The sequence below is a fragment of the Mesorhizobium sp. M8A.F.Ca.ET.202.01.1.1 genome (genome assembly GCF_004791595.1).
Taxonomy (GTDB): domain Bacteria; phylum Pseudomonadota; class Alphaproteobacteria; order Rhizobiales; family Rhizobiaceae; genus Mesorhizobium.
The window spans coordinates 13,639-36,684 of sequence record NZ_SRUN01000011.1 but is presented as its reverse complement, the minus strand read 5'-3'; the positions used below and the strand labels follow the sequence as shown (position 1 = coordinate 36,684).

At 64.1% G+C, this 23,046-nt stretch carries 26 protein-coding genes and 1 tRNA gene; 13 read left to right on the top strand and 14 right to left on the bottom strand.

Going from position 1 to position 23,046, the window contains the following annotated elements; all coding sequences use genetic code 11:
• Positions 1-21: 21 nt before the first annotated feature.
• Together EN845_RS22605 and EN845_RS22600 are read right to left on the bottom strand one after the other, a co-directional pair.
• Positions 22-771 (bottom strand): helix-turn-helix transcriptional regulator, encoded by a 750-nt coding sequence (locus EN845_RS22605; RefSeq protein WP_127872886.1) that lies wholly within the window; start codon positions 769-771, stop codon positions 22-24.
• Positions 772-1,081: 310 nt separating this feature from the next.
• Positions 1,082-1,157 (bottom strand) — tRNA-Ala (locus EN845_RS22600).
• Positions 1,158-1,305: 148 nt separating this feature from the next.
• On the opposite strand from EN845_RS22600, the gene EN845_RS22595 reads away from it, so the two are divergent.
• Positions 1,306-1,599 carry a YggT family protein gene (locus tag EN845_RS22595; protein ID WP_015315112.1) on the top strand — a complete coding sequence of 98 codons (294 nt, stop codon included), beginning with the start codon at positions 1,306-1,308 and terminating at the stop codon, positions 1,597-1,599.
• 7 nt (positions 1,600-1,606) lie between these two features.
• Positions 1,607-1,930 (top strand): DUF167 domain-containing protein, encoded by a 324-nt coding sequence (locus tag EN845_RS22590; protein ID WP_127872887.1) that lies wholly within the window; start codon positions 1,607-1,609, stop codon positions 1,928-1,930.
• Positions 1,931-1,933: 3 nt separating this feature from the next.
• Here the strand turns inward: EN845_RS22590 and EN845_RS22585 are convergent, their stop codons facing one another.
• From EN845_RS22585 to EN845_RS22575, 3 genes are read right to left on the bottom strand one after another with little or no spacing between them, the layout of a single operon-like run.
• Positions 1,934-2,815, bottom strand: coding sequence for a MurR/RpiR family transcriptional regulator (locus EN845_RS22585; protein ID WP_127277082.1), 882 nt, complete (start codon positions 2,813-2,815; stop codon positions 1,934-1,936).
• 16 nt (positions 2,816-2,831) lie between these two features.
• A complete protein-coding gene (locus tag EN845_RS22580; protein ID WP_127872888.1) occupies positions 2,832-3,902 on the bottom strand; it encodes an ABC transporter ATP-binding protein in 1,071 nt (356 codons plus the stop codon).
• A gap of 2 nt (positions 3,903-3,904) precedes the next feature.
• Positions 3,905-4,675, bottom strand: a complete 771-nt coding sequence (locus EN845_RS22575; protein WP_127872889.1) for an SDR family oxidoreductase — start codon at positions 4,673-4,675, stop codon at positions 3,905-3,907.
• Between the two features lie 181 nt (positions 4,676-4,856).
• On the opposite strand from EN845_RS22575, the gene EN845_RS22570 reads away from it, so the two are divergent.
• The 4 genes from EN845_RS22570 (at position 4,857) to EN845_RS22550 (ending at position 9,712) form a co-directional block, all read left to right on the top strand.
• The gene (locus EN845_RS22570) at positions 4,857-6,083 is read left to right on the top strand and encodes a sugar ABC transporter substrate-binding protein (protein ID WP_127872890.1); all 1,227 of its coding nucleotides are present in this window, start codon (positions 4,857-4,859) and stop codon (positions 6,081-6,083) included.
• Positions 6,084-6,467: 384 nt separating this feature from the next.
• Positions 6,468-7,337 carry a sugar ABC transporter permease gene (locus EN845_RS22560; protein WP_127277074.1) on the top strand — a complete coding sequence of 290 codons (870 nt, stop codon included), beginning with the start codon at positions 6,468-6,470 and terminating at the stop codon, positions 7,335-7,337.
• The gene (locus tag EN845_RS22555; RefSeq protein WP_127277072.1) at positions 7,334-8,158 is read left to right on the top strand and encodes a carbohydrate ABC transporter permease; all 825 of its coding nucleotides are present in this window, start codon (positions 7,334-7,336) and stop codon (positions 8,156-8,158) included. The genes EN845_RS22560 and EN845_RS22555 overlap by 4 nt, the downstream gene beginning before the upstream one ends.
• Positions 8,159-8,236: 78 nt before the next feature.
• A complete protein-coding gene (locus tag EN845_RS22550) occupies positions 8,237-9,712 on the top strand; it encodes a M81 family metallopeptidase (RefSeq protein ID WP_127277070.1) in 1,476 nt (491 codons plus the stop codon).
• 167 nt (positions 9,713-9,879) lie between these two features.
• Here EN845_RS22550 and EN845_RS22545 read toward each other — a convergent pair whose 3' ends face one another.
• From EN845_RS22545 to EN845_RS22520, 6 genes are all read right to left on the bottom strand, one after another.
• Positions 9,880-11,934, bottom strand: coding sequence for a M3 family metallopeptidase (locus EN845_RS22545; protein WP_127277068.1), 2,055 nt, complete (start codon positions 11,932-11,934; stop codon positions 9,880-9,882).
• An 89-nt stretch (positions 11,935-12,023) separates the two neighbouring features.
• The gene (locus EN845_RS22540; RefSeq protein WP_127872891.1) at positions 12,024-12,458 is read right to left on the bottom strand and encodes a nuclear transport factor 2 family protein; all 435 of its coding nucleotides are present in this window, start codon (positions 12,456-12,458) and stop codon (positions 12,024-12,026) included.
• A complete protein-coding gene (locus tag EN845_RS22535) occupies positions 12,455-13,099 on the bottom strand; it encodes a carbonic anhydrase (protein ID WP_127872892.1) in 645 nt (214 codons plus the stop codon). Before EN845_RS22535 ends, EN845_RS22540 begins: the two co-directional genes overlap by 4 nt.
• Positions 13,100-13,306: 207 nt before the next feature.
• A complete protein-coding gene (locus EN845_RS22530) occupies positions 13,307-14,095 on the bottom strand; it encodes a DUF429 domain-containing protein (protein WP_127281197.1) in 789 nt (262 codons plus the stop codon).
• Positions 14,092-14,976, bottom strand: a complete 885-nt coding sequence (pdxY, locus tag EN845_RS22525) for a pyridoxal kinase PdxY (RefSeq protein ID WP_127872893.1) — start codon at positions 14,974-14,976, stop codon at positions 14,092-14,094. Before pdxY ends, EN845_RS22530 begins: the two co-directional genes overlap by 4 nt.
• A gap of 13 nt (positions 14,977-14,989) precedes the next feature.
• Positions 14,990-15,241, bottom strand: coding sequence for a hypothetical protein (locus EN845_RS22520; RefSeq protein ID WP_127280911.1), 252 nt, complete (start codon positions 15,239-15,241; stop codon positions 14,990-14,992).
• 164 nt (positions 15,242-15,405) lie between these two features.
• Here EN845_RS22520 and EN845_RS22515 point away from each other — a divergent pair, with 164 nt between their 5' ends.
• The 6 genes from EN845_RS22515 to ppa all read left to right on the top strand — a co-directional run bounded on the left by EN845_RS22515 (position 15,406) and on the right by ppa (position 19,984).
• Positions 15,406-16,044 carry a LemA family protein gene (locus EN845_RS22515; protein ID WP_127872894.1) on the top strand — a complete coding sequence of 213 codons (639 nt, stop codon included), beginning with the start codon at positions 15,406-15,408 and terminating at the stop codon, positions 16,042-16,044.
• Positions 16,045-16,321: 277 nt separating this feature from the next.
• Entirely contained in the window at positions 16,322-17,059 is a 738-nt protein-coding gene (locus tag EN845_RS22505; RefSeq protein ID WP_335930843.1) for a YgcG family protein, read from the top strand.
• A 3-nt stretch (positions 17,060-17,062) separates the two neighbouring features.
• Positions 17,063-17,956, top strand: a complete 894-nt coding sequence (locus EN845_RS22500) for a YgcG family protein (RefSeq protein ID WP_127872895.1) — start codon at positions 17,063-17,065, stop codon at positions 17,954-17,956.
• Between the two features lie 9 nt (positions 17,957-17,965).
• Complete coding sequence (locus EN845_RS22495; RefSeq protein WP_127278726.1) at positions 17,966-18,604, top strand: TPM domain-containing protein; 639 nt, start codon at positions 17,966-17,968, stop codon at positions 18,602-18,604.
• A 150-nt stretch (positions 18,605-18,754) separates the two neighbouring features.
• Positions 18,755-19,261, top strand: coding sequence for a GNAT family N-acetyltransferase (locus tag EN845_RS22490; RefSeq protein WP_127278725.1), 507 nt, complete (start codon positions 18,755-18,757; stop codon positions 19,259-19,261).
• Between the two features lie 189 nt (positions 19,262-19,450).
• Entirely contained in the window at positions 19,451-19,984 is a 534-nt protein-coding gene (gene ppa, locus EN845_RS22485; protein ID WP_127278724.1) for an inorganic diphosphatase, read from the top strand.
• Between the two features lie 9 nt (positions 19,985-19,993).
• Here the strand turns inward: ppa and EN845_RS22480 are convergent, their stop codons facing one another.
• Positions 19,994-20,587, bottom strand: coding sequence for a hypothetical protein (locus EN845_RS22480; RefSeq protein ID WP_127278723.1), 594 nt, complete (start codon positions 20,585-20,587; stop codon positions 19,994-19,996).
• Positions 20,588-20,631: 44 nt separating this feature from the next.
• Positions 20,632-21,249, bottom strand: a complete 618-nt coding sequence (locus EN845_RS22475; protein ID WP_127278722.1) for a TetR/AcrR family transcriptional regulator — start codon at positions 21,247-21,249, stop codon at positions 20,632-20,634.
• A 74-nt stretch (positions 21,250-21,323) separates the two neighbouring features.
• Between EN845_RS22475 and EN845_RS22470 the strand changes: the two genes are divergently transcribed.
• Positions 21,324-22,607, top strand: a complete 1,284-nt coding sequence (locus tag EN845_RS22470; RefSeq protein WP_167531439.1) for an MFS transporter — start codon at positions 21,324-21,326, stop codon at positions 22,605-22,607.
• Positions 22,608-22,676: 69 nt separating this feature from the next.
• Here the strand turns inward: EN845_RS22470 and EN845_RS22465 are convergent, their stop codons facing one another.
• Entirely contained in the window at positions 22,677-22,958 is a 282-nt protein-coding gene (locus tag EN845_RS22465; RefSeq protein WP_245464393.1) for a hypothetical protein, read from the bottom strand.
• Positions 22,959-23,046: the final 88 nt, after the last annotated feature.

The window sequence follows — 23,046 nt, the reverse complement described above, 5'->3', positions numbered from 1 at the left end:
TTATTTAGCGTAAGCAAGTTGCTAATCCAGCCCGTCCCGGGCAAGGCTGACGACGAGCTGATCGACGCAGGGATCATCGAGCCTGACGACATGCGCCATGCGGATCGCATGCCTGGGCGGGATATTGGACATGTCCTGCCGCATGATGACCGACACGAATGCCGGCCCGGTTTCGGTCAGAAGCATGGCCTTGCCTCTCAGAACCGGTTCGGAGATAGGCGCCCATTGCACCGAGATCAGCGATGGCTCGCCTGTCTGGCGGCGGTTGACGCCGCTGAAATAGATCCAGTTGAGGCGCGAGATCGCCACGCCATAATGGTTGCCGCGCGCCCGCGCCCATGTCGAGCCGCGGCGCTCCGACCATCCGGTGACCCAGCGGAATGTGACCAGTTCGGCCTCGCGACGCACGAAGGTCACCGACCGCATCAGGAGGTCGGCGCGGGTCGGGATCGAAAAATAGGTGAAATAGGTGCCGCCCGCGATCGACGGGGCGGGCGGGCGGATCATCTGGGTGAACAGGCTTTCGGAGATCGGCGGCAGGCCGGGAGCCGTGGGCTCGGGGGTGCCGGGGTCCCGGTACAGTTCGGCCTCGTCGATTCGGAAGTAGTCGCAGATCAGCTTGGCGGTGGCCTTGTTGGGGACGGTCTGCCCCTGCAGGTAACGCTCGAACTGCGTGCGGTTGATGCCCAGTTCGCGGCACACCGCGCTGACGGAAGCATGGTCCTTGCAGAGCCGCCTGAGATTTGCAGCGAGATTGTCGCGAATGGACACTTTTTTGCTTCCGCGGGCGGCTTCTTCATTTCGACTCGGAATCCGTATAGCGCCTTCGGTCGCCCCCGCCGAAACGCCTTGTCACAACACACAGAAAAACTGATTTGAGAACGCCAGTCTAATGGGGCGGCTTCCAAAAAAAATAGCGCCGATCGGACTGCGGCCATCGCCATAAGTCCAATTGACAACCATTTCGCCTTGCGAAGGCGAAATCGCATCTGGCCATTTTTGGGGGCATTGACGCCGTGTGACGCATCGCGACGTATCGGATGATGCTTGGGCGTTACCGCGCGCGAAAGGATTATTCCGCTGGTGGAGCTGAGGAGGATCGAACTCCTGACCTCGTCATTGCGAACGACGCGCTCTCCCAGCTGAGCTACAGCCCCGTCCAGCGGATGGCGCATTTATCGGGCGACGCGGTTTCCTGTCAAGGCGGCGCTTCACCAAAAACCCGCCCGCCGGTCGCGTGGCTGAACCCTGCCCTTGCCGGTTCGGCGCGTAGTGGCTACATGTCGGCAACAATTGGAGACCGGCATGCTCGCCCTCATTCAAACCATCGTCATGGCGCTCGACCTCTATTGGTGGGTCATCATCGCTTCGGCGATCTTTTCCTGGCTCTATGCCTTCAACGTCGTCAACTCGCGCAATCAGTTCGTCGGCAGCATCGGCAACATGCTCTACAGGTTGACCGAGCCGGCGCTGCGGCCGATCCGCCGCTTCATGCCCGACCTTGGCGGCATCGACATCTCGCCGATCATCCTGCTTTTGATCCTGTTCTTCCTCAGGCAGTTCATTCTCACCACGGTGGCGCCGCTGTTGCTGGCCTGACGATCGCATGAGCGCGCCGTACCGCATTCGCGAGAACGGCGTTGATCTGTTCGTCCGGCTGACGCCGAAGTCTTCCGTGGACCGGCTGGAAGGCGTCGAAACATCGGCGGACGGACGAAGCCATTTGAAGGCGCGGGTCCGCGCCGTGCCGGAAAATGGCGCCGCCAATCAAGCGCTGGAGAGGCTGGTCGCCAAGGCGCTGGGCGTGCCGGCATCTTCGGTTTCGGTCGTTGCCGGCGGCACGGCCCGTCTCAAGACGCTGCGCATTTCAGGCGAACCGGCGGCGCTGGCAAGAAGTGTCGATGCGCTCTGCCGTCTATCCTCTACCTGAAGTTCAATCCCCCAGCGGCAAACGCGGATCGTCGACCTTCAGCGTGTTCACGCTCTGCTTGATGCGGCGCAGGTTCTCCAGCACCTTCGGGCCGCGGGTCTCGGCGACCGATGTGACGATCATGTCGACGATCGCCAGCAGCGCGTAGCGCGACGATGTCGGCTTGTAGATGTTGCCGTCCTCGAGCGGCTGCAGGTGGATGACCGTGTCGGCGACCTTGGCCAGCGCGGAGTCGGGCGCAGTGACGGCCACCGTGGCGGCGCCATATTGCTGGGCGACCTGCACCGCCTCGATGACCGAGCGCGCATAGCCGGAGACCGAGAAGGCGACGACGGTGGTGTCCGGCGTGGCAACGGCGGCGTACATGCGCTGCAACTGGCCGTCGATCTGCGCCAGGACCGGCAGGCCCAGCCTGAACAGCCGGTTCTGCATCTCGGTCGCCATCATCGAGGAAATGCCACCCGAACCGATGCACAGAACATTGCCTGACGCCGCGAGGCGCGCGGCGACGTCGACCAGTGTCGTCATGTCGAGGTTTTCGCTGACGCGCTGGATGGAGGCGATCGCGGCTTCGGTGATGGCCGATGCGATGCGCTGTTCGCGGGCATCGCGGCTCAGCGGCTCCGGCGACAGATACTGGCCGCCGATGGCAATGGCCTGCGCCAGATAGAACTTGAAGTCGCGCAGGCCCTCGCAGCCGAGGTTGCGGCAGAAACGGGTGACTGTCGGCTCACTGACGCCGACGCGCGCGGCAATTTCCGAGATTGCTGCCTTGGAGGCGAAGTCGAGATCGGACAGAACGAGGCTTGCCAGCCGGCGATCCGACTTGGTGCCGTCCTGCGACATCAGTTGCAGCCGCGTGATGATGTCGGCCGGCGTCTTCATATTCGAGTTTCCGTCGTCATCTCAGCGGCAGGCCCGTCGCCGTGTCGAACAGATGGATGTTGCCGGGGGCGACCGAGACCGGCAGCAGGTCGCCAGGCCGGACCGGCACCCGGTCGCGGAACACGGCGCGCACAGTGTCGGCGCCAATGGTGCCGTAGACATGGGTTTCGGAACCGGTCGGCTCGACGACATCAACCTTGAGCGCCATGGCATCAGTGGCCTCGCCGACGATGAAATGTTCGGGCCGGATGCCGGCCTCCACGGCACTGCCTGCCGGCACCGGTTTGCCGGCGAGCGCAAGCCGTCCGCCGCCGGTCGACTCGAACCAGGTTCTCTCGGGCGTCGTCTTGAGCGCCCCGGAAACAAAGCTCATCGACGGCGAGCCGAGGAAGCCGGCGACGAATTTGTTGGCCGGCCTGTCATAGAGCTCCAGCGGCGCTCCGACCTGCTGGATCCTGCCGCGATCCATCACCACGATGCGGTCGGCCATGGTCATGGCCTCGATCTGGTCGTGGGTGACGTAGACGATGGTCGATTTCAGCCGCTGGTGCAGTGCCTTGATCTCGGTGCGCATCTGCACGCGCAGCTGCGCGTCGAGATTGCTGAGCGGCTCATCGAACAGGAAGACGGAGGGTTCACGCACGATGGCGCGGCCCATGGCGACGCGCTGGCGCTGGCCGCCGGAGAGCTGGCGGGGATAACGGTCGAGGTAGGAGAACAGGTTGAGGACGCCGGACGCCTTCTTGACCTTCTGGTCGATGGCGGTGCGGTCCTCGCCCCGGATCTTCGGACCGAAGCCGATATTGTCCGAGGCCTTGAGGTGAGGAAACAGCGCATAGGACTGGAACACCATGGCGATGTTGCGCTGCTGTGGCGGCAGGTCGTTGGCGCGTGTGCCGCCGATCAGGAGATCGCCGGAACTGATGGTCTCCAGGCCCGCCAGCATGCGCAGCAAGGTCGACTTGCCGCAGCCGGACGGGCCGACCAGCACCACGAATTCGCCGCTCGTGATGTCGAGGCTGATGTTCTCGAGTATCTTGTGCTGGCCGAAGGATTTCGACAGGTTGCGAAACTCGACGTCGGTCATGGTCACGCTCCCAATATGTCGTCGATGAACGGCAGGCAGCCGGCGGTCAATCCCGCATCCACCGGCATCACCACGCCTGTTACGCCCGAGGCCCGGTCGGAGGCAAGGAAAGCCACCGCTTCGGCCACTTCCGAGGCGTTGACGATGCGGCCGAGCGGATAGAGCCGCTGCAGCTTGCCGATTATGTCGGGGTTCTTGGCGAGGCGATGGTCCCAGGCGGCGGTGCGGATCGATCCGGGGCAGACCACATTGGCGCGCACGCCGCTGCGGCCGAGCTCGACGGCGATCGATTTGGCATAGGCGTTGATGCCGGCCTTGGCAGCGGCATAGGCGGGGTTGCCGAAATGCGCGATGGCGTTGACGGACGAAATGAAGACGACGCTGCCCGAACCGCGCGCGGCCATCGCCTTGGCAATGGGATCGGCGAAAATCATCACGCCGGTCAGGTTGAGGTCGAGTTCATGCTCGATCCTGTCCGCCGTCAGCGCATCGAGCGTCTCGGCGCGCGTCCAGCCGGCATTGTTGATCAGAATGTCGGGGACGCCGTCCTTTGCGAGCACTGCGGCGACCGCGGCTTCGACCGAGGCCCGGTCGAGAAGATCGAAGACATGGCGCGAGGCAAGGTGCGGGCTCGCCAGCGCCTCGTCGGACTGGTCGCAGCCGACCACCCATGCGCCCCTGCCGGCCAGCAGTGCGGCGATCGCGGAGCCAAGGCCGCCACCGGCGCCGGTGATGACGACCGTCCTGCCTTCGAATTCGGCTCTCGAAACCACGGCGCTTGCTCCTCCGGCAGGTCAGGCAGATGCCGGCAGGCTAAAGAATGGAATGTAATTAAGCAACATCATAATCCGCTTGCATGCGGCAAATTCATCGATAATGTAGGAAAGTCACATAAATCTTGTGTCAGCACCGGCACAGGGAGCGCAAAAGCGTGGACCAAATGGGAGAGATCAGATGAACCTTGCGAAATGGACTGCCGGCCTGATGGCCGGAATGGGCATTCTGGCCTTCGCGGCGCAGGCAGAAGCTGGCGAAGTGCGGGTTACCGTCGCCGAATACAGCGCCAAGACCGGCCCCTACTTCGAAGAGGTCAAGAAAGAGTTCGAGGCGAAGAATCCCGGGATCACCGTCAAGTTCGAGGTGGTGCCGTGGGATGTGCTCCTGCAGAAGCTGACCACCGACATCACCGCCGGCACCAATGCTGATCTCTCCATCATCGGCACGCGCTGGCTGATCGACTTCGTCCAGCAGGATGTCGCCGAGCCGCTCGACAGCTATATCACGCCCGAATTCAAGGGCCGCTTCATCGACACCTTCCTGTCGCCCTCGATCATGGGCGGCAAGACCTATGGGTTGCCGATCGCCGCTTCGGCGCGCGCCATGTATTACAACAAGGAGCTGTTCGAGAAGGCCGGCATCGCCAAGCCGCCGGCAACCTGGACCGAACTGCAGGAGGATGCCCGCAAGATCAAGGCGCAGGGTGCCTTCGGTTTCGGCCTGCAGGGCAAGGAGATCGAGACCGACGTCTACTACTACTACGCCATGTGGTCGCAGGGCACCGAGATCCTCAACAAGGACGGCACGTCGGGCCTCGGCACGCCGGGCGCGCTCGAAGCCGCCAAGCTCTACAAGTCGATGATCGACGAGGGGCTGACGGAGCCCGGCGTCACCTCCAACAACCGTGAGGACGTGCAGAACCTGTTCAAGCAGGGCAAGGTCGGCATGATGATCACCGCGCCCTTCCTGTCCAACCAGATCAAGGATGAGGCGCCGAGCCTCAAATACGGCGTGGCCGCCATTCCGGCCGGGCCGACCGGCGCGCGCGGCACCTATGGCGTCACCGATTCCATGATCATGTTCAAGAACTCCAAGAACAAGGATGAGGCCTGGAAGCTGATGGACTTCCTGTTCACCACGGAGCAGCGCGCCAAGTTCACGCAAGGCGAAGGCTTCCTCCCGGTGAACAAGGAAGAGGCCAAGATGGACTATTACGTCAACAACGCCGATCTCGCCGCCTTTACCGCGCTGCTGCCGGATGCCCGTTTCGCGCCGATCATCCCGGGCTGGGAAGAAGTCGCCCAGATCACGTCGGACGCCATGCAGAAGATCTATCTCGGCGGCGACCCCGAGGCAGGCTTGAAGGACGCGGCAGCTAAGGCCAATGCGGTGCTGAAGAAGTAGGGCCGTGTTCAAGAAATAGGGCGTATCTCCCTGCGCCCGTGGCGCGCCCCCGACTCAGGCGGGGCGCGCCACACTTCTAGAAGTGTTCGGCTGCTCTCCAATGTCAGCGCCGCCCCTCATTGCCCTGCCGGGCATTTCTCCCCGTATAGTGACGGGGAGAAAGGGCTGGTCGCAATCTCGGCGCCCTTCTTGGACGCTGGTGACTGGCGAAAGCGGTGACGAAAGCACCCCCTCTCCCCGTCACTTTACGGGGAGAGGATGCCGGCAGGCAGGTGAGGGGCGGCGCCGACGTCGGGAAAGAGTTCGAAACCGGGCGCCTGGGAAGAACAGGTCTGTTGGCCAACCAGCGCTACTGATGCCTCGCAAAGCGGTACAAACCAGCCGATGCAAAATCGCTTCCTGCCCTATCTCCTGACCCTGCCCAGCCTGTTCCTGGCTGCGGTGGTCATTTTCTGGCCGGTCTGGGACCTGATCCAGATCGCGACGCACGACGTCAATCGGTTTGGCCAGTTGCGGGAGTTCAGCGGCCTGACCAATTTCGCCGCGCTCACCGCCGATCCCGATTTCATCGCGGCCCTCTGGCGTACCGGGCTGTGGACGGTGCTGGTGGTCGGCGGCGCGCTGCTGGTCTCGATCCCGGTGGCGATGATCCTCAACACCGATTTCTATGGCCGTGGCCTTGCGCGCGTCATCATCATGCTGCCCTGGGCGGTGTCGTTGACCATGACGGCGGTGGTCTGGCGCTGGGCGCTGAGCGGCGAAAGCGGCATGCTGAATTCGGCGCTGATCGGGCTCGGCCTGATCGACCACAACATCCAATGGCTGGCACAGGCCGGAACCGCCTTTCCGATGCAGGTGCTGATCGGCATATTGGTGACGGTGCCGTTCACCACGACGATCTTCCTCGGCGGCCTGTCGTCGATCCCGGACGATCTCTACGAGGCGGCCGCCTTGGAGGGGGCAACGCCGCTGCAGCAGTTCCGCGAGATCACCTTTCCGCTGCTGAAACCGTTCATCAACATCGCCATCGTGCTCAACACGATCTACGTCTTCAATTCGTTCCCAATCATCTGGGTGATGACGCAGGGCGGGCCGGCCAATTCGACCGACATCCTGGTGACCCACCTCTACAAGCTCGCCTTCCGCATCGGCAAGCTGGGCGAGGCGTCGGCGGTGTCGCTGGTGATGTTCGCCATATTGCTGGTCTTCACCATGATCTATGTGCGCCTCGCCATGCGGGAGCAGCGCGCATGAGCAGCAAACTGAAGCGTACCGCCATCGCGTGGCTGCTGCTGGCGCCTTTGATCGTGGTGACGATCTTCCCCTTCGCGGTGATGTTCCTGACAGCGGTGAAGCCTCGGACCGAAGTGCTGACACCCACCTGGTGGCCGAGCGAGTTCCGCTGGTCGAATTTTTCCGACATGTGGGTGGCGACCGGCTTCGGCCAGGCGCTGGCCAATTCGCTCTACGTCTCGGTGATCGCTACCGTCGGCGCCATCTTGATCTCGGTGCCCGCGGCTTACGCGATGTCGCGCTTCCGCTTCGCCGGCTACGGCGCCTTCCGCCAGTTCCTGCTGATCTCGCAGATGATTTCACCGATCGTGCTGGTGCTCGGCCTGTTCCGGCTGATGGCCGCCTGGGGGCTCGTCGAATCGACCACGGCGCTCGGCTTCATCTACATGGCCTTCAACGTCGCCTTCACCGTGTGGATGCTGCAGAGCTATTTCGACACCATTCCGCGTGACCTCGAGGAGGCGGCCTGGATGGAAGGGGCCGGGCGCTGGCTGACCTTGCGAAAAGTGTTCCTGCCGCTTTGCCTGCCGGCGATCGCGGTGACGGCGATCTTCACCTTCATCAACGCCTGGAACGAGTTCGTCGTGGCGCTGACCATGCTGCGCAGCCAGGAGAGCTACACGCTGCCGATCCAGGTGTTCTCGCTGGTCGCTGGCCGCTACACGATCGAATGGCATCACGTCATGGCAGCGACGCTGTTGGCCACCTTGCCGGTGGCGATTCTGTTCATTTGGCTGCAGCGTTATCTCGTCCGGGGGCTGGCGCTCGGGGCGGTCAAATAGCATTCCAGCAATTCAGGAAAAGTTCCCAGCGGTTTTCCGCGCGGAATTGCGAAAAAACAAGAAGTCCACGGAGCTTTCATGCGTATCTTCACCGCCTCGCTGGCGACGGAAACCAACACCTTCTCGCCGGTGCCGACAGACCGGGCCTCGTTCGAGATGGCTTTCTATGCCGGTCCGGGCAAGCATCCGGAAACGCCGACGCTGTGCTCTTCGCCGATCGTGGCGCTGCGCCGCCGCGCGGCCGCGGAAGGTCTCACCGTGATCGAAGGCACCGCGACCTGGGCCGAGCCCGGCGGTCTCGTGCAGCGGCAGACCTATGAGGCGCTGCGCGACGAAATACTTGGCCAGCTCAAGGCCGCCTTGCCGGTCGATGCCGTCATGCTGGGCCTGCATGGCGCCATGGTGGCGCAAGGCTATGACGACTGCGAGGGCGATCTGCTGGAGCGCGTGCGCGGCATCGTCGGGCCTGGCGTGGTGATCGCCTGCGAGTTCGATCCGCACAGCCATCTGACGCCCAAGCGCGTGGCGGCGTCCGACATCATGGCCTATTTCCTCGAATTCCCGCACACCGATTTCTACGAGCGCGGCGAACACGTCGTCGAACTCGGGCTTGCCGCGGCGCGTGGCGAGATCAAGCCTGTCATCTCGACCTTCGACTGCCGCATGATCCAGGTGCTGCCGACCAGCCGCGAGCCGATGCGCTCCTTCGTCGACCGCATCAAGGCGCTGCACGGCAAGGACGGCGTTCTGTCGGTCTCCGTCATCCACGGCTTCATGGCCGCCGACGTGCCGGAAATGGGCACGCGCATCCTCGTCGTCACCGACAATGACAAGGCCAGGGGCGACGCGCTGGCGGAACAACTCGGACGCGAGCTCTATTCCATGCGCGAAAAGACAGCGATGACGATGTTTGATGCCGCCGACGGCATCGACCGGGCGCTGGCCGTACGTGCCGGGAATCCCGGCAAGCCCGTGGTCATCGCCGACGTCTGGGACAATCCCGGCGGCGGCGTTCCCGGCGACGGCACCTTCGTGCTGCGCCAGATGCTGGCGCGCGGCCTCGACAAGCTTGGCGTGGCGACGATCTGGGATCCGATAGCGGTGACCTTCTGCCTGGCAGCCGGCGAGGGCGCTGTCATAGACCTGCGTTTCGGCGGCAAGGCCGGGCCTCAAGCGGGTGAGCCGATCGACGCGCGCGTCAAGGTGCTGAAGGCTGTCAGCGAAAGCTGGCAGAGTTTCGGGCCGAGCCGCGTGACATTGGGACCGTCAGCGGTGGTGCGCATCGAAGGCACCGAGGTCGACGTGATCCTCAACACCAATCGCACGCAGACTTTCGAGCCGGACATTTTCTCCAACATCGGCGTCGATCCGCTGGCCAAGGACATGCTGCTGATCAAGTCGACCAACCACTTTTATGCCGGCTTCGAACCGATCGGCGCCGAGATCATCTATGTCTCGGCGCCGAGTTCCTATCCGAGCAATCCTGCGGTGACCGATTACAGGAAGCTGACACGGCCGGTGTGGCCGAGGGTGAAGGATCCGTGGAAGGTGTGACGCTGCCGATCTCCCCCCTTGAGGGGGAGATGTCGCCAAAGGCGACAGAGGGGGTCGCCTCACGTGAAGCGCCAACCTTCATCCGCAGGAGGCCGCGTCCGGTCGGACCGACCCCCTCTGGCCGCTTCGCGGCCATCTCCCCCTCAAAGGGGGGAGATTAGCTGGCGCTACACCAGCCCCCGCTTGACCATCATCGCATCTGCCGTAGGCATCTTGCCGCGAAACGCCGTGTAGAGCTCTTCGGGATCCTTCGAGCCGCCGGCGGCGTAGATGTTCTTCCTCAGCCGCTCGGCAAGCGCCGGGTTGAAGGGGTCTCCGGTCTCCTCGAAGGCGGCGAAGGCATCGGCGTCGAGCACCTCCGACCACATGTAGGAATAATAGCCGGCCGAGTAACCGTCGCCCGAGAAGACGTGGCCGAAATGCGGGGTGCGATGGCGCATCGCGATCGTGTCGGGCATGTCGAGCTTTTCCAATGTTTCGCCCTCGAAACGAAGCGGCTGTTCCGGCGCGTCGGGCCGTGCATGGTAGGCCATGTCGATCAAGGCGGAGGCGGTGAACTCGACAGTGGCGAAGCCGGCGCCGAAAGTGCGCGCGGCCAGCATCTTGTCGAGCAGCGCCTTGGGCATCGGCTTGCCGGTCTTGACATGAAGCGCGTGCTTTTCCAGCACCGCCGGCACCGTCAACCAGTGCTCGTAGAGCTGCGAGGGAAGTTCGACGAAGTCGCGGCTGACCGAGGTTCCGGAAACCGATGGCCAGGTGACGTCGGTCAGCATGCCATGCAGCGCATGGCCGAATTCGTGGAACAAGGTCTTCGCCTCGTCGACCGACAGCAGGGCCGGCTCGCCCGCCGGCGGCTTGGCGAAGTTCATGACGTTGTAGATCACCGGCTTCGCGCCGTGGCCGAGCTTATACCCGGACTTCAGCGCGCTCATCCAGGCGCCGGAGCGTTTCGAGGGTCGGGCGAAATAGTCGGCCAGGAACAGGCCGCGCTCGCTGCCGTCGGCGTTTTTCACCACGAAGACACGCGCGTCCGGGTGCCAGGCGGCAATACCCTTCTTCTCCTCGAACGTGATGCCGAACAGCCGCGTCGCCACGTCGAAGCAGGCGTCGATGACGCGATCGAGCTGCAGATAGGGTTTCAGCTCCGCCTCATCGAAAGCGAACTTTTCCGCGCGCAGCTTCTCCTGATAGAAGCGCCAGTCCCAGGCGGCGAATTTCTCGTTGCTGCCGGCTTCGGCCGCCAGCCGCTCCAGTTCTTTCTGGTCGGCGGCGGCCCTTTCCACCGCCTTTTCCCAGACCGGGTCGAGCAGCGCATGCACCGCCTTCGGTGTCTTGGCCATGGTGTCGTCGAGCTTGAGCGCGGCGAAGGAGGCATAGCCGAGCAGCTTCGCCTTCTCGGCCCGCAGCTTCAGCATGTCGCGCACCACGGTCGTGTTGTCGGACGCACCGCCGTTCTGGCCGCGCATGGTGAAGGCGCGAAAGACGATCTCGCGCAGGTCGCGGCGCTCGGAGAAGGTGGTGAACGGCTCGTAGATCGAGCGCGACAGTGTGACGGCGTAGCGGCCCTTCTGACCACGTATCTCGGCGGCCTCGGCCATCGAGCTTTTTACGAAGTTCGGCAGGCCGGCAAGGTCGGCCTCGTCGAGGAACAGCGCCCAGTCGCGCTCGTCGGCAAGCACGTTCTGACCGAAAGTCGTGCCGAGCGACGACAGCTCCTCGCTGATTTTCGCCAACCGCTTCTTGCCGTCGGCATCGAGCTTGGCGCCGGAACGGACGAAGCCTTTCCAGGTCTTCTCCAGGACGCGCAGCGTCTCGGGATCGAGCTTCAGGCTCTCGCGGCGTTGGTAGAGGTCGTCGATGCGGGCAAACAATTTTTCGTTCATCGAGATCGCCGAGAAGTGCCTCGACATCTTCGGCGAAATGTCGCGCTCCAGCGCCTGGATCGTCTCGTTGGTGTAGGCGCCGGCACGGCACCAGAAGATCGACGAGACGTGATCGAGCGCCTCGCCGCCCAGTTCCAGCGCGGCAAGCGTGTTGTCGATGGTCGGCGCATCCTTGTTGGTGGCGATCGCGTCGATCTCGGCCTCATGCGCCTTCAGCGCGGCGTCGAAGACAGGGGAGAAATCACCGTCGCCAATATGGGCAAAATCGGGCAGGCCGAGCGGTCCTCGCCACGCGGTCAACGGATGGGCGGCGAGATCGACGGCTTTCGGAGAGGGCATGGAGGGTCTTTCGCTGGCATCAGAAGGAGGGTGTCACCGATGTAGGGCGTGGCCCGCGGGCCCGCAATATGCCAGTTGGCCGATCCGCCTCAGTAGCCCTCGCAGTTTTCGGCGATCGCGGCTTGCGAGCTGGCGGTGATGCGGTTGTTGTTCACCGCGAAGGTTTCCTGCATCAGCATGTCATTGTCGGGGAAATCGTAGCAGGCGATCACGGTGGTGACCCCGCCCTCGCTCTTCTCGATGCGGTGCCGGATAGCAGCACCGGCAACCGCGCCTTTCCATTCGTCGAGCGAAGCGATGAATTCCTGCTTGCTCTGGACGACGCCGAGGTCGTCGAGCTTGATGCGGACGTCGTCGGCGAGCAGGTCTGACAGCTCGGTGCGATCGGCGACCAGCAGCGCCGAATACCAGCGGCTGATGATGGCGCGGTCATCGGCGCGAGCGGCAACGATCGCTATCAGCAGCGCGGCCGCCGCGAAAACGACCGGCCGGACGCTCATCGCCTGCCGCGCCGTACCGGTCATTCCAGCACCGGGCGCTCGAAATCGCCGGTTTCCTTGTTCATCACCCAGAGCTCGCCGGTCGAAATGTCGAACCAGGCTCCGTGCAGCGACAGCCGCCCCTTGCCCTCGAGGATCGAGACGCAGGGAAAGGTCCTGAGGTTGGCGAGGGAATAGCGAATCGAGATGCGCTCGAGTGCCGTCTGGCGCTCCGTCGCCGTCATGAAGGTGCTGGCCGACACCGTCTCGGCGGCGGGCGCGATCAGGCTCATCCACTTGCCGATGAAGTCGCCGGGAGACAGCGGCGCGGCGTTGCTGTCGAGCGCGGCGCGGATACCGCCGCAGCGGCCGTGGCCCATGACGACGATGTTCTTGACCTTGAGACTCTGCACCGCGAATTCGAGCGCCGCCGAAGTCGAATGGAACTCGCCGTCCGGCTCGTAAGGCGGCACCAGGTTGCCGACATTGCGCAGCACGAAGAGCTCGCCGGGGCCGGCGTCGAAGATCGCCTCGGGCGCGGATCGCGAGTCACAACAGGCGACGATCATGGTCTCGGGCGCCTGGCCTTCGCGGGCGAGCTCGCGATAGCGGCCGCTCTCGGTGAGGTAGCGGCCGTTCATGAAATTGCGGTAGCCGGCGAGGAGGTGTTCGGGAAGATGAGGCATGGGCGGCTAAGGCCTTTCCGGGTTGGAGGCGGCAGCTCTGCTATTTTGTTTACGCATCGTGCTTTCCGAAAGCCGATTCCGGCTTTCGGGCCGATACGTTGCGGTCGAGGAAAGGCTCTAACGGCAAAAGCCCGCTACGAGCAATGCAGAATTGTAGGGGCTGGCCATAAATGCCATGCGCCAAAAGCGTGACGCCCGCCGACATTGTCATGCCCAGATGGCGACCGGTATGCCAAAACCGTCAGCGAGCGGCGGGTCGGGAAACGGTTTTGCTTTGCCGCTGGCGATGCGGCCGGCGATCAGCGCCATCGCCGCCGCATCGAGGAAATCGTCGGCGGCCGCACCACGTGGCGGCGGCTGGTCGAGGAAATCCATTTCATAGCCATGCCGGCAAAGCAGTGCCTTGCGCTCCGCCATGCCGGCCGGGTTGACACTGCCCTTGATCTTCTTCGGCAACAGCATGGCCTGGTCGCCATTCAGGCGGCAGAAGGCGACTTCCGGATGCGATTCGAAGACGCGGCCGCGCAGTTCGGGCTGCGCGATCAGCAACGCGTCTATTTCACGGATCTTGGAGAAGATGCCGAAGGTCTGGATGGAAACGCCGCGCGGTGGATCGGATGTGGTCCTGGCCACCTCGCTTGCGCTGCGATGCGCGGCGTACCAGGCTTCGATCGTGGTGAAGCCGCAGGTGTCGGCATAGAGCGCGGCGCGGGACGGGATCGAGAAGACGCTGGACTGGCGCGCGCCGAGCAGCGGCCGCACCAGCGCTTCCGGTCCGCGCCCGCCCTTTTGCGAAAATTCCGGCAAGCCGATCGGCATGTCGACGGCGACGATCGCGTCATCGGGGATCGCCGCCAGCAGGGCGGCGAAGGTGGGGAAGACATCGACCGAAGGCGCGGGGCTGGCGTCACGAGGTGTCGAACCGGGTTCGTGCAGCACGGCGATCCAGCCGGCCTTGCAGCCATCGGCGCCGACGAGCACGATTTCGGGGGTCACGCCCGGCGGTCCCGCCCCGGATGCGTCAGGTGGCGAAGCTGGACCATGGCCATCGGGTGCGACAGGCTCTGCGCATCGGTTTCGAGCTGCAATTCGTCGCCGCCGCGCTTGGCCGTGCGCGCCAGGATCTCGTAGACCGCCGCCGTGGTCGACTGCAGCGCCTTGATCGCCGGCTGGCCGGACAGGATGCGCGCCAGGTAGACGGCGGCCGTCAGGTCGCCCAGCCCATTCGGCGGCTTGTCGATCAGGCGGTGTTCGGCGAGCAGCGCCTGGGTGCCGTCGAGCAGCAAATTGCCGGTGCCGCCTGAAATCATCGACGGTGCCGAGGTGACCAGCATGGTCGGCGGTCCGGCATGGAGCGCCGCCGAGATCACCGATTTCAGGTCGGGTAGCGGCGCGCCGGCCATCCATTCCAGCTCATAGCGGTTGGGGGTGGCGATGTCGGCGATCGGCATCAGGCGGTCGCGCATGGCGGCGGCGGTGGGCTCGGGCACATAGAGGCCGCCGGAATCACCCATCACCGGATCGCAGATATAGACGGCGTCAGGCGTCCTGGCCTTGACCGCGGCGACCAGCGAGGCGACCGCCTCGGCCTGGCCGGCCTCGCCGAGGTAACCGGAGAGCACGGCGCCGACTTCACCCAGCCACGGCGCGCGCTCCAGATCGGCCATCAGCGCCTTGAACTGGTCGAGCGGCGGCACGATGCGGGTGGCGCGGCCATGTCCGGGATGCCAGGGCAGGATGATTGTCGGCACCGCCCACACCGGAAAGCCCAAGGTCTCCAGCGCGAAGACGGCGGCGCGGTTGCCGACGGAGCCACGGGCGACATGGCTGGAAATGACGATGACCGCGCGCGGCGCGTCGGCTTTTTCGGCGCTCATTGTTTCTTGATTCCTAGCTGCCCCGGGTGAGGAAAAGCACGAGCCAGACCATCAGGCCCAGCGCCAGAAGCAGTCCGAGTATCCGGCCAACGCGCGTGCCCCAGACTTCGATCGGATCCGTGCGATCGGCGTCGGCCGCGGAGACGTGGTCGCGCATGCCTTTCGTCGTCCGTGCCACGAAAGAGTTGCCGGCCGGATCGGTCTCCTGCGCGACGCGCTGGAGGATACGGCGCGATTCGCTGTCGCTGTTCTGGCGTTGCGCCATGTTGATGTCCCGTTCTGATCGGACCTTATCGCGTTCGCGGACCCAATCACAGGGCCTTGCGCGGGCCCGATTCACGCAGAGCCTGTTCCAGAGGTCGAGGCCGTTTTCTTGCGCGCCGATTGTGGTAATGCTTCGCCTGCAACTTCTATCGAGGGAACCCCATCATGCTTGCCCAGCGCCTTGCTCGACCATCGACATTCCGCACGCTGCCCGCCTTCCTGATGATGGCAATCGTGCTGCCGCTGCTTGCTGGCTGTGGCTACAACACCATCCCGACAGCGGAAGAAAACGCCAGGGCGGCATGGAGCGAGGTGTTGAATCAGTATCAACGCCGCGCCGATCTCATTCCCAATCTGGTCGAGACGGTCAAAGGCTATGCTTCGCATGAAAAGGACACGCTCGACGCGGTGGTCGAGGCGCGCGCCAAGGCGACGCAGATCATGGTGACGCCGGAAACGCTGAAGGATCCGGAAGCGCTCAAGAAGTTCCAGGATGCCCAGGCAGGGCTGACCAGCGCGCTGTCGCGGCTGATCGCGGTGTCGGAGGCCTATCCCGACCTCAAGGCCAACCAGAATTTCCTGGCGCTGCAGGCACAGCTCGAAGGCACCGAGAACCGCATCGCGGTGGCGCGGCGCGACTACATCCAGGCCGTCAGGGACTACAATCTGACGCTGAAGACCTTCCCGTCGGTGCTGTGGGCGACCTTCTGGTTCCGTGGCAACGAGCCGTTCGCCAACTTCACCGTCGACGAAGACAAGATGCAGCCGCCGAAGGTCGACTTCGGCACGAAGCAGGGCGGGTGAACGGGCCATTGTTTCGCGGGGCCTGAAAGCATTGCGTTCCGTGGCGCCCCCCTCTGTCCTGCCGGACATCTCCCCCACGAGTGGGGAGATCACATGTCGCGTTGGCTTTCGCCAATCTCCAACGCCTAAAAGGGAGAGCCGGCGGTCAAGCCGCCAATCTCCCCCCTCGTGGGGGAGATGTCCGGCAGGACAGAGAGGGGCGCCTCGCGCGTACCTCACTCTTCTTGGGTTTCTTCTCGGTTTCCTTCTCCTACCCCTAAGCGCCTTCGCCGCCGATCTGCCGGCGCTCACCGGCCGCGTGGTCGACAATGCCGGCATCATCGATGCCGGCACACGTGCGGCGCTGACCCAAAAACTCGCCGCCTTCGAAACCAAGGGCTCGGACCAGATCGTCGTCGCCACCATCCCCAGCCTCGACGGCGAGGAGATCGAACCCTACGCCAACCGGCTGTTCCGCTTCTGGAAGCTCGGCCAGGCCAAGGAGAACAACGGCGTCCTGCTCCTGGTCGCGCCGAACGATCGCAAGATGCGCATCGAGGTCGGCTATGGGCTGGAAGGCACGCTGACCGATCTGCATACCAAGCTGATCATCGAGAACGACATGGTGCCGGCGTTCCGTGCCGGCGATTTCCCGGGCGGTATCTCCAAGGCCGTCGACGACATGATCATGGTGTTGGAGGGCAATCCGGAGGAGTTGGAGGCGCGCGGCAAGCGCAACGAGCAGGCGCCGTTCAATGCCGACGACCTGTTCTTCGCCGTCTTCATCAGCATCTGGGCGATCATTTTCTTCGGCAGCATCGCGGCCTCGGTCCTGCCGCCGATCTTCGGCCAGAAGCTCGGGCCCGGACGCTATCGCTGGCTCGGCATGACCTTCGAGCCGCACCGGCGGTCCTCATCCGGGGGCGGCTGGTCGTCCGGAAGCTCCGGCGGCGGCTGGTCTTCGGGTGGCGGCGGTGGCGGCTTTTCGGGCGGCGGCGGTTCGTCCGGCGGCGGCGGCTCCTCGGGAAGCTGGTAGGCCATGGTAAGAGCCGCCGTCCCATCGATGCCCGGCCGATGCGCCACGGGATTGCGCCTGGCCTTAATCACACTGGCGTCATTGCTGCTTGCCTCGATCGCCGCCGTGGCCGCCGATCTTCCGGCTCTCACCGGCCGTGTGGTCGACAATGCCGGCATTATCGATGCCGCGACCAAGGCCGCGCTGACGCAGAAGCTGGCGGACTTCGAAACCAAGGGCTCGGATCAGATCGTCGTCGCCACCATCCCCAGTCTCGACGGCGAGGAGATCGAACCCTACGCCAACCGGCTGTTCCGTTTCTGGAAGCTCGGCCAGGCCAAGGAGAACAACGGCGTCCTGCTCCTGGTCGCGCCAAACGACCGCAAGATGCGCATCGAGGTCGGCTATGGGCTGGAAGGCACGCTGACCGATCTGCATACCAGGCTGATCATCGAGAACGACATGGTGCCGGCGTTCCGTGCCGGCGATTTCTCCGGCGGCATCTCCAAGGCCGTCGACGACATGGTCATGGTGCTGGAAGGCAATCCCGAGGAACTGGAGGCGCGCGGCCGCCGCAATCCCGCCGACAGCAGCACTTCCATGGACCCGATCGTCGCCGTGTTCCTGATCCTGTGGGCGACGATGTTCTTCGGTGGCCTGGCAATGGCATTCCTGCCGCCGATGTTCGGCACGAAGCTGTCGCCGGGCGTGTATAGATGGCTGGGGATGACGTTTCGCTATGGCCAGGGAGCGGGCGGATCCACGGGCAGCAGCGGCTGGACGACGGGGTCGTCGGGCGGCGGCTGGTCCTCGGGCAGTTCCGGCGGCGGGTGGTCCTCGGGGTCAAGCAGCGGCGGCGGCGGGTTTTCGGGCGGCGGCGGCTCGTCCGGCGGTGGCGGTTCTTCAGGAAGCTGGTGAGACAAGATCATGGCAACACGACCGATCAGCCCGCAGGATCATGAGCGCATCGCCGCTGCGATCCGTGCCGCCGAAGCGCAAACCGATGGCGAGATCTATTGCGTCGTGGCGCATGCCAGCGACGGTTATTTCGCCCCCGCCGCGCTGATGGCGACCCTCGGCATGCTGATCGTCAGCCTTGCCGTCGCCTATGGGCTGGAAGCCTGGTGGCTCACCATCCGCCTGCCGCATTTCGTCATTGCCGAGTTGCTGGCGCTGGCCTGCGTGCTGGCCCTGCTGTGGACGCTGCCCGGCCTGCGCATCCACATGGTGCCACGCCGGCTGCGCTATCAGGCAGCGCACGCCAATGCGGTCAAACAGTTTCTCGCCCGCAACGTTCACCGCACCACGGCGCGCACCGGCGTGCTGATCTTCGTCTCGATCGCCGAGCGCTACGCCGAGGTGGTGGCCGATTCAGGCATCGACGCCAAGGTCGGCCAACAAGTCTGGGACGGAGTGGTGCGTGACCTGACCGCCCATGCCGGGGACGACCGGCTCGCCGACGGCTTCGTCAAGGCGATCGAGCAGGTGGGGGCGGTGCTGGCCGAGCATTTCCCTGTTACGCCGGGCGATACCAACGAACTGGACGACCATCTGGTCGAAATCTGAGTCTGCCGGCAGACGCCACCCTGCCGATCCGGCCCATTTCGGGACGGGGCTTATCCAATTTCGGCAATGTCAGGATCGGATGTAGAAAGCGGTTGGCGGGCCGCCCCGGACTCTTGCAATCGGCCGATGCGGGTTTATGGTTAACAAATCATGAATACGCTGACGATCGATATTCGGAAGGCAGACCCGCGCGATGCCGGCGCCATTGCCGAGGTGCACCTGGAAGCCTGGCGCGGCGCCTATAGCGGCATCATCCCGCACCGCACGCTGACGTCGATGATCAACCGCCGGGGAACCGACTGGTGGGCGAATGCCATCCGCCGCGCGGCGACCGTGCTGGTCGTCGAGATCGGCGGCACGATTGCCGGCTATGCGACGATCGGCAAGAACCGCGCCAAGGAGCTCAAGCAGCAAGGCGAGATCTACGAATTGTACCTGCGCCCGGAATATCAGGGCATCGGGCTGGGCAGGCGGCTGTTTTCAGCGGCCAGGGCGCGGCTTGCCGACCATGGGCTGAAGGGCATGGTGGTGTGGGCGCTGGAAGACAACCAGAACGCACTCGCCTTCTACGCAGGTGCCGGCGGACGCGACATCGCCGAAGGGGTCGAGATTTTCGAGCAGAAGGCGCTGAAGAAGGTCGCCTTCGTCTGGGAGTGACTGCCGGGCACGATCGCGGAAGGCGAAGTCCCGGGCTCACGTAAATCACGACGCTGAAACATCTTGTGCCGATGATTGAACGCGCCGAACGCCATCGCGTCCCGCCGGATGCATGTAAGCACCATTCGCCGCATTGCACCATTTTGCGCCGCCCGCTATCTCCTGCCAATCGAGAGAGGGACAAAAGCCATGCGCATCGAAGCCATAGCCACTGGAAAGAATCCGCCTGAGGACGTCAACGTCATCATCGAGGTGCCGATCGGCGGCGAGCCGATCAAGTACGAGATGGACAAGGAGGCCGGCACGCTGTTCGTCGACCGCTTCCTGCACACCTCGATGCGCTACCCCGGCAATTACGGCTTCGTGCCGCACACGCTGTCGGGCGACGGCGACCCGATCGACGTGCTGGTTTGCAACACGCGTGCGCTGGTGCCGGGCTGCGTCATCAATGTGCGGCCGATCGGCGTGCTGATCATGGAAGACAATGCCGGCCAGGACGAGAAGATCATCGCGGTGCCGTCACCGAAGCTCACACTGCGCTACGAGAACATCACCGAATACACGCAGCTGCCCGACATCACGCGCCAGCAGGTGCAACACTTCTTCGAGCACTACAAGGATCTCGAGCCCGGCAAATGGGTCAAGATCGAAGGCTGGCACGATTCCAAATACGCCAAGAGGATGATCATCGACGCGGTTGCACGGGCAAAGGCGAGCAAGTAGCTCGAGCGGTCAGTTATCAACCCGGCCGAAAGCCGGCACGTCGCCGATCACCACGCGCTTGTCCTTGCCGCAGGCGAAGCCTTTCGCCTTCTCGTCGGCGATCTTGCGCGCCTGGTCGTTGGCGGTAGGGTTGCCGGTGGCCAGCACCAGGCCGACGGTGCAGCCGTCACGGGCGTCCATCTGGGCGACCTTGGCGACGAGCAGCACCTCGGTCTTCCTGGTCTCGTCCTCGGGATTGCTGATCGAGCGGCGGTGGATGACCGCGAATGGCACCGCCTTGTCGCCATTGGTTTCGATGCGCCACTCGACCTTGGCCCCGGACGAATTGAAGGCCGAAAAACTTTCCCAGGCGGACGTCATGTCGCCGCCGGGCGGAAAACCGTAGAACAGCGATTCGCGGGCGTCGTCATATCCGATCAGCACGGAATAGCCGCGATAGCCGGAGCAGGCGAGGTCGGCCCAATCGCCGTCGCCCTGCTCGGCCTGCGCATAGGTCACGCAGTCCTTCTTCCAGTCGAGGTCGGTGTAGGCGCTGGATATCTCGCCGGCTTGTGCCGCCTGGCAGAGGCCGGCGAGGATGAGCGGGATCAACAGGCTGCGCATCGCGGGGATCTCCGTTGGCGGTCGTCCCAGCGTATCGCCAATCGCTATTTCTTCAAGCTCGCCTCGATCAGCAGGTCGGCGTTGCGGGCGACCGACTGTGCCGGTCCGCCGAGGCCGAACAGCTGGCCGCTGATATAGGCGCCTTCGATGAGCAGCAGCAGCCCGTCGCCCAGCGTGTCAGGATCATGCGCGCCCATCGCAGCCGCCATGGCGCGCAGGCGGCGGCGCAATTCCTGCTTGTTGGCCTCGCTGACGACGCGGGCCGGATGGCTGTGGTCGGGATATTCGACCGCCGCATTGGTCATGCCGCAGCCGCGATAGTCCGCCACCTGCGTTCGCTTGCCGATGCGGGTCAGGAAAGCCTTGATCTGCGCACGAGGGTCCCCGGGATTGGCGGCAACCGCCTCATCGAAACGCTCCCAGTATTCAAGATCGTATTGCCTGAGGTAGGAGGCGGCCAGTTCGTCCTTGGAGGGAAAGCTGCGATAGAGGCTCGGCTTGGTGACGCCGGCGCGCTTGACGATCTCGTCGACACCGATCGCCCTGATACCTCGCCGGTAGAACAGGTCATAGGCCACGTCGAGGATCTTCTTGGCGGCCTTGGGTGGCGCCGACGCATGACCGTCGCTGATGGTCAGTTCAATATTTTTGTCGCTTGGCATCATGGGACTCGATTGACAATGTTACCGATCGGTACGTATACATACTCCCACCTTGCAACGTACCGGTCAGTAACATGATAGCTCAATCCCGTCCGTTTGGCCAGCGCTACGCTTTCGTCGTGGTTGGCGTCATCTTCCTCTGCCTGCTGATCGCGGCCGGCCTGCGCTCCGCGCCGTCCGTCATGATGCTGCCGCTGGAAAACAGCTTCGGCTGGCGGCGCGACGTCATTTCATTGGCCGCAGGCGTAGGCATCCTGCTCTATGGGCTGACCGGTCCGTTCGCCGCGGCGCTGATGGAACGCATCGGGCTGCGCCGCACGCTGCTTGCGTCGCTGGTGGTGATGTCGGCTTCGACCGGGCTCAGCCTGCTGATGACCAAGCCCTGGCATCTGTTCATCACCTGGGGCGTTTTTTCCGGCATCGGATCCGGCGCCGTCGCCAGCGTGCTGGGTGCCACCATCGTCAACCGCTGGTTCAAGACCAATCGCGGCCTTGTCATGGGGCTGATGTCGGCCTCCAGTGCCACCGGCATGCTGATTTTCCTGCCGCTGATCGCCTCGCTTGCGCAGGCAGGCGGCTGGCAGCCTGTCGTCATCGCCGTCGCGATCGCGACCGCGGCGTTGATCCCTCTGGTCTGGCTGCTGGTGCCGGAGCGCCCGGCCTCGATCGGCATGGTGCGTTATGGCGCAGAGGCGGATGATGTGCCGCCGACTTCGCCCGCGTCACAAGGCAACTTCCTGGCGCATACGCTCAACACGTTGCGCCGGGCCGCCGGCACGCGGGTGTTCTGGTACCTGTTCGCCACCTTCTTCGTCTGTGGCTTCACCACCAACGGTCTCGTCGGCACACATCTGATCGCGTTCTGCGGCGACATGGGCATCGGGGAGGTGCAAGCGGCCGGCCTGTTGTCGATGATGGGCATTTTCGACCTGATCGGCACGACGCTGTCAGGATGGCTCACCGACCGTTACGACCCGCGCAAACTGCTTGGCGTCTACTACGCGGTGCGTGGTCTCTCGCTCATCTACCTGCCCTATTCCGGCTTCTCGGCGACCAGCCTGATCATCTTCGCGGTGCTCTACGGTCTCGACTGGATCGCCACCGTGCCGCCGACGCTGCGGCTCGCCAACGAAGCCTTCGGCGACCGTAGCGGGCCGATCGTGTTCGGCTGGATCGTCGCCGGTCACCAGGTGGGTGCCGCCACCGCCGCCGCCTTCGGCGGTACGATGCGCGAACTGCAGGGCAATTACGAACTGGCGTTCCTGATTGCCGGCATGACGGCGATCGCCGCCGCCTGTATTTCGCTCCTGATCAACACCAGCCGGCCGGCTTTCGATCCGGAACCGCAGCCGGCTTGAGGCGGCAGGCAGAATGGCCGATCTTCCCACGAGGGGGAGATCGCCAGCTTCGCGGAACGGCGCGAACTTTCAGTCGGGATAGCAGACCATCGGAATGTTGGGCCAAACCGCCGCATCACAATTGGCGCTGGCCTGTCTCTGCTTGAAGGCGGCGCTGACCGGGCCGGTCACCACCGGGTCGACGCCATCGGGTGCGTCGGCAAAGGCCTGTTGCGCGGAAGGCGCGTCAGCCGGCAGGACGGCACGCGCTTCCTTCAGCGTCGCGGCTGATTGCGCGGCATTGGCCGCCAGCAGGACGGCAAAGGCGGCGGACGCGATCAGCGGCCAAAATCGGTTGAGTTTATCGGTCATGACGTTCGAACTGTCCGGGCCCTCAAAGGTTCCCGCCTTGGTTAACAAAATCATTTCACACGCAGATGCTTAAGATTTGATGAGTATT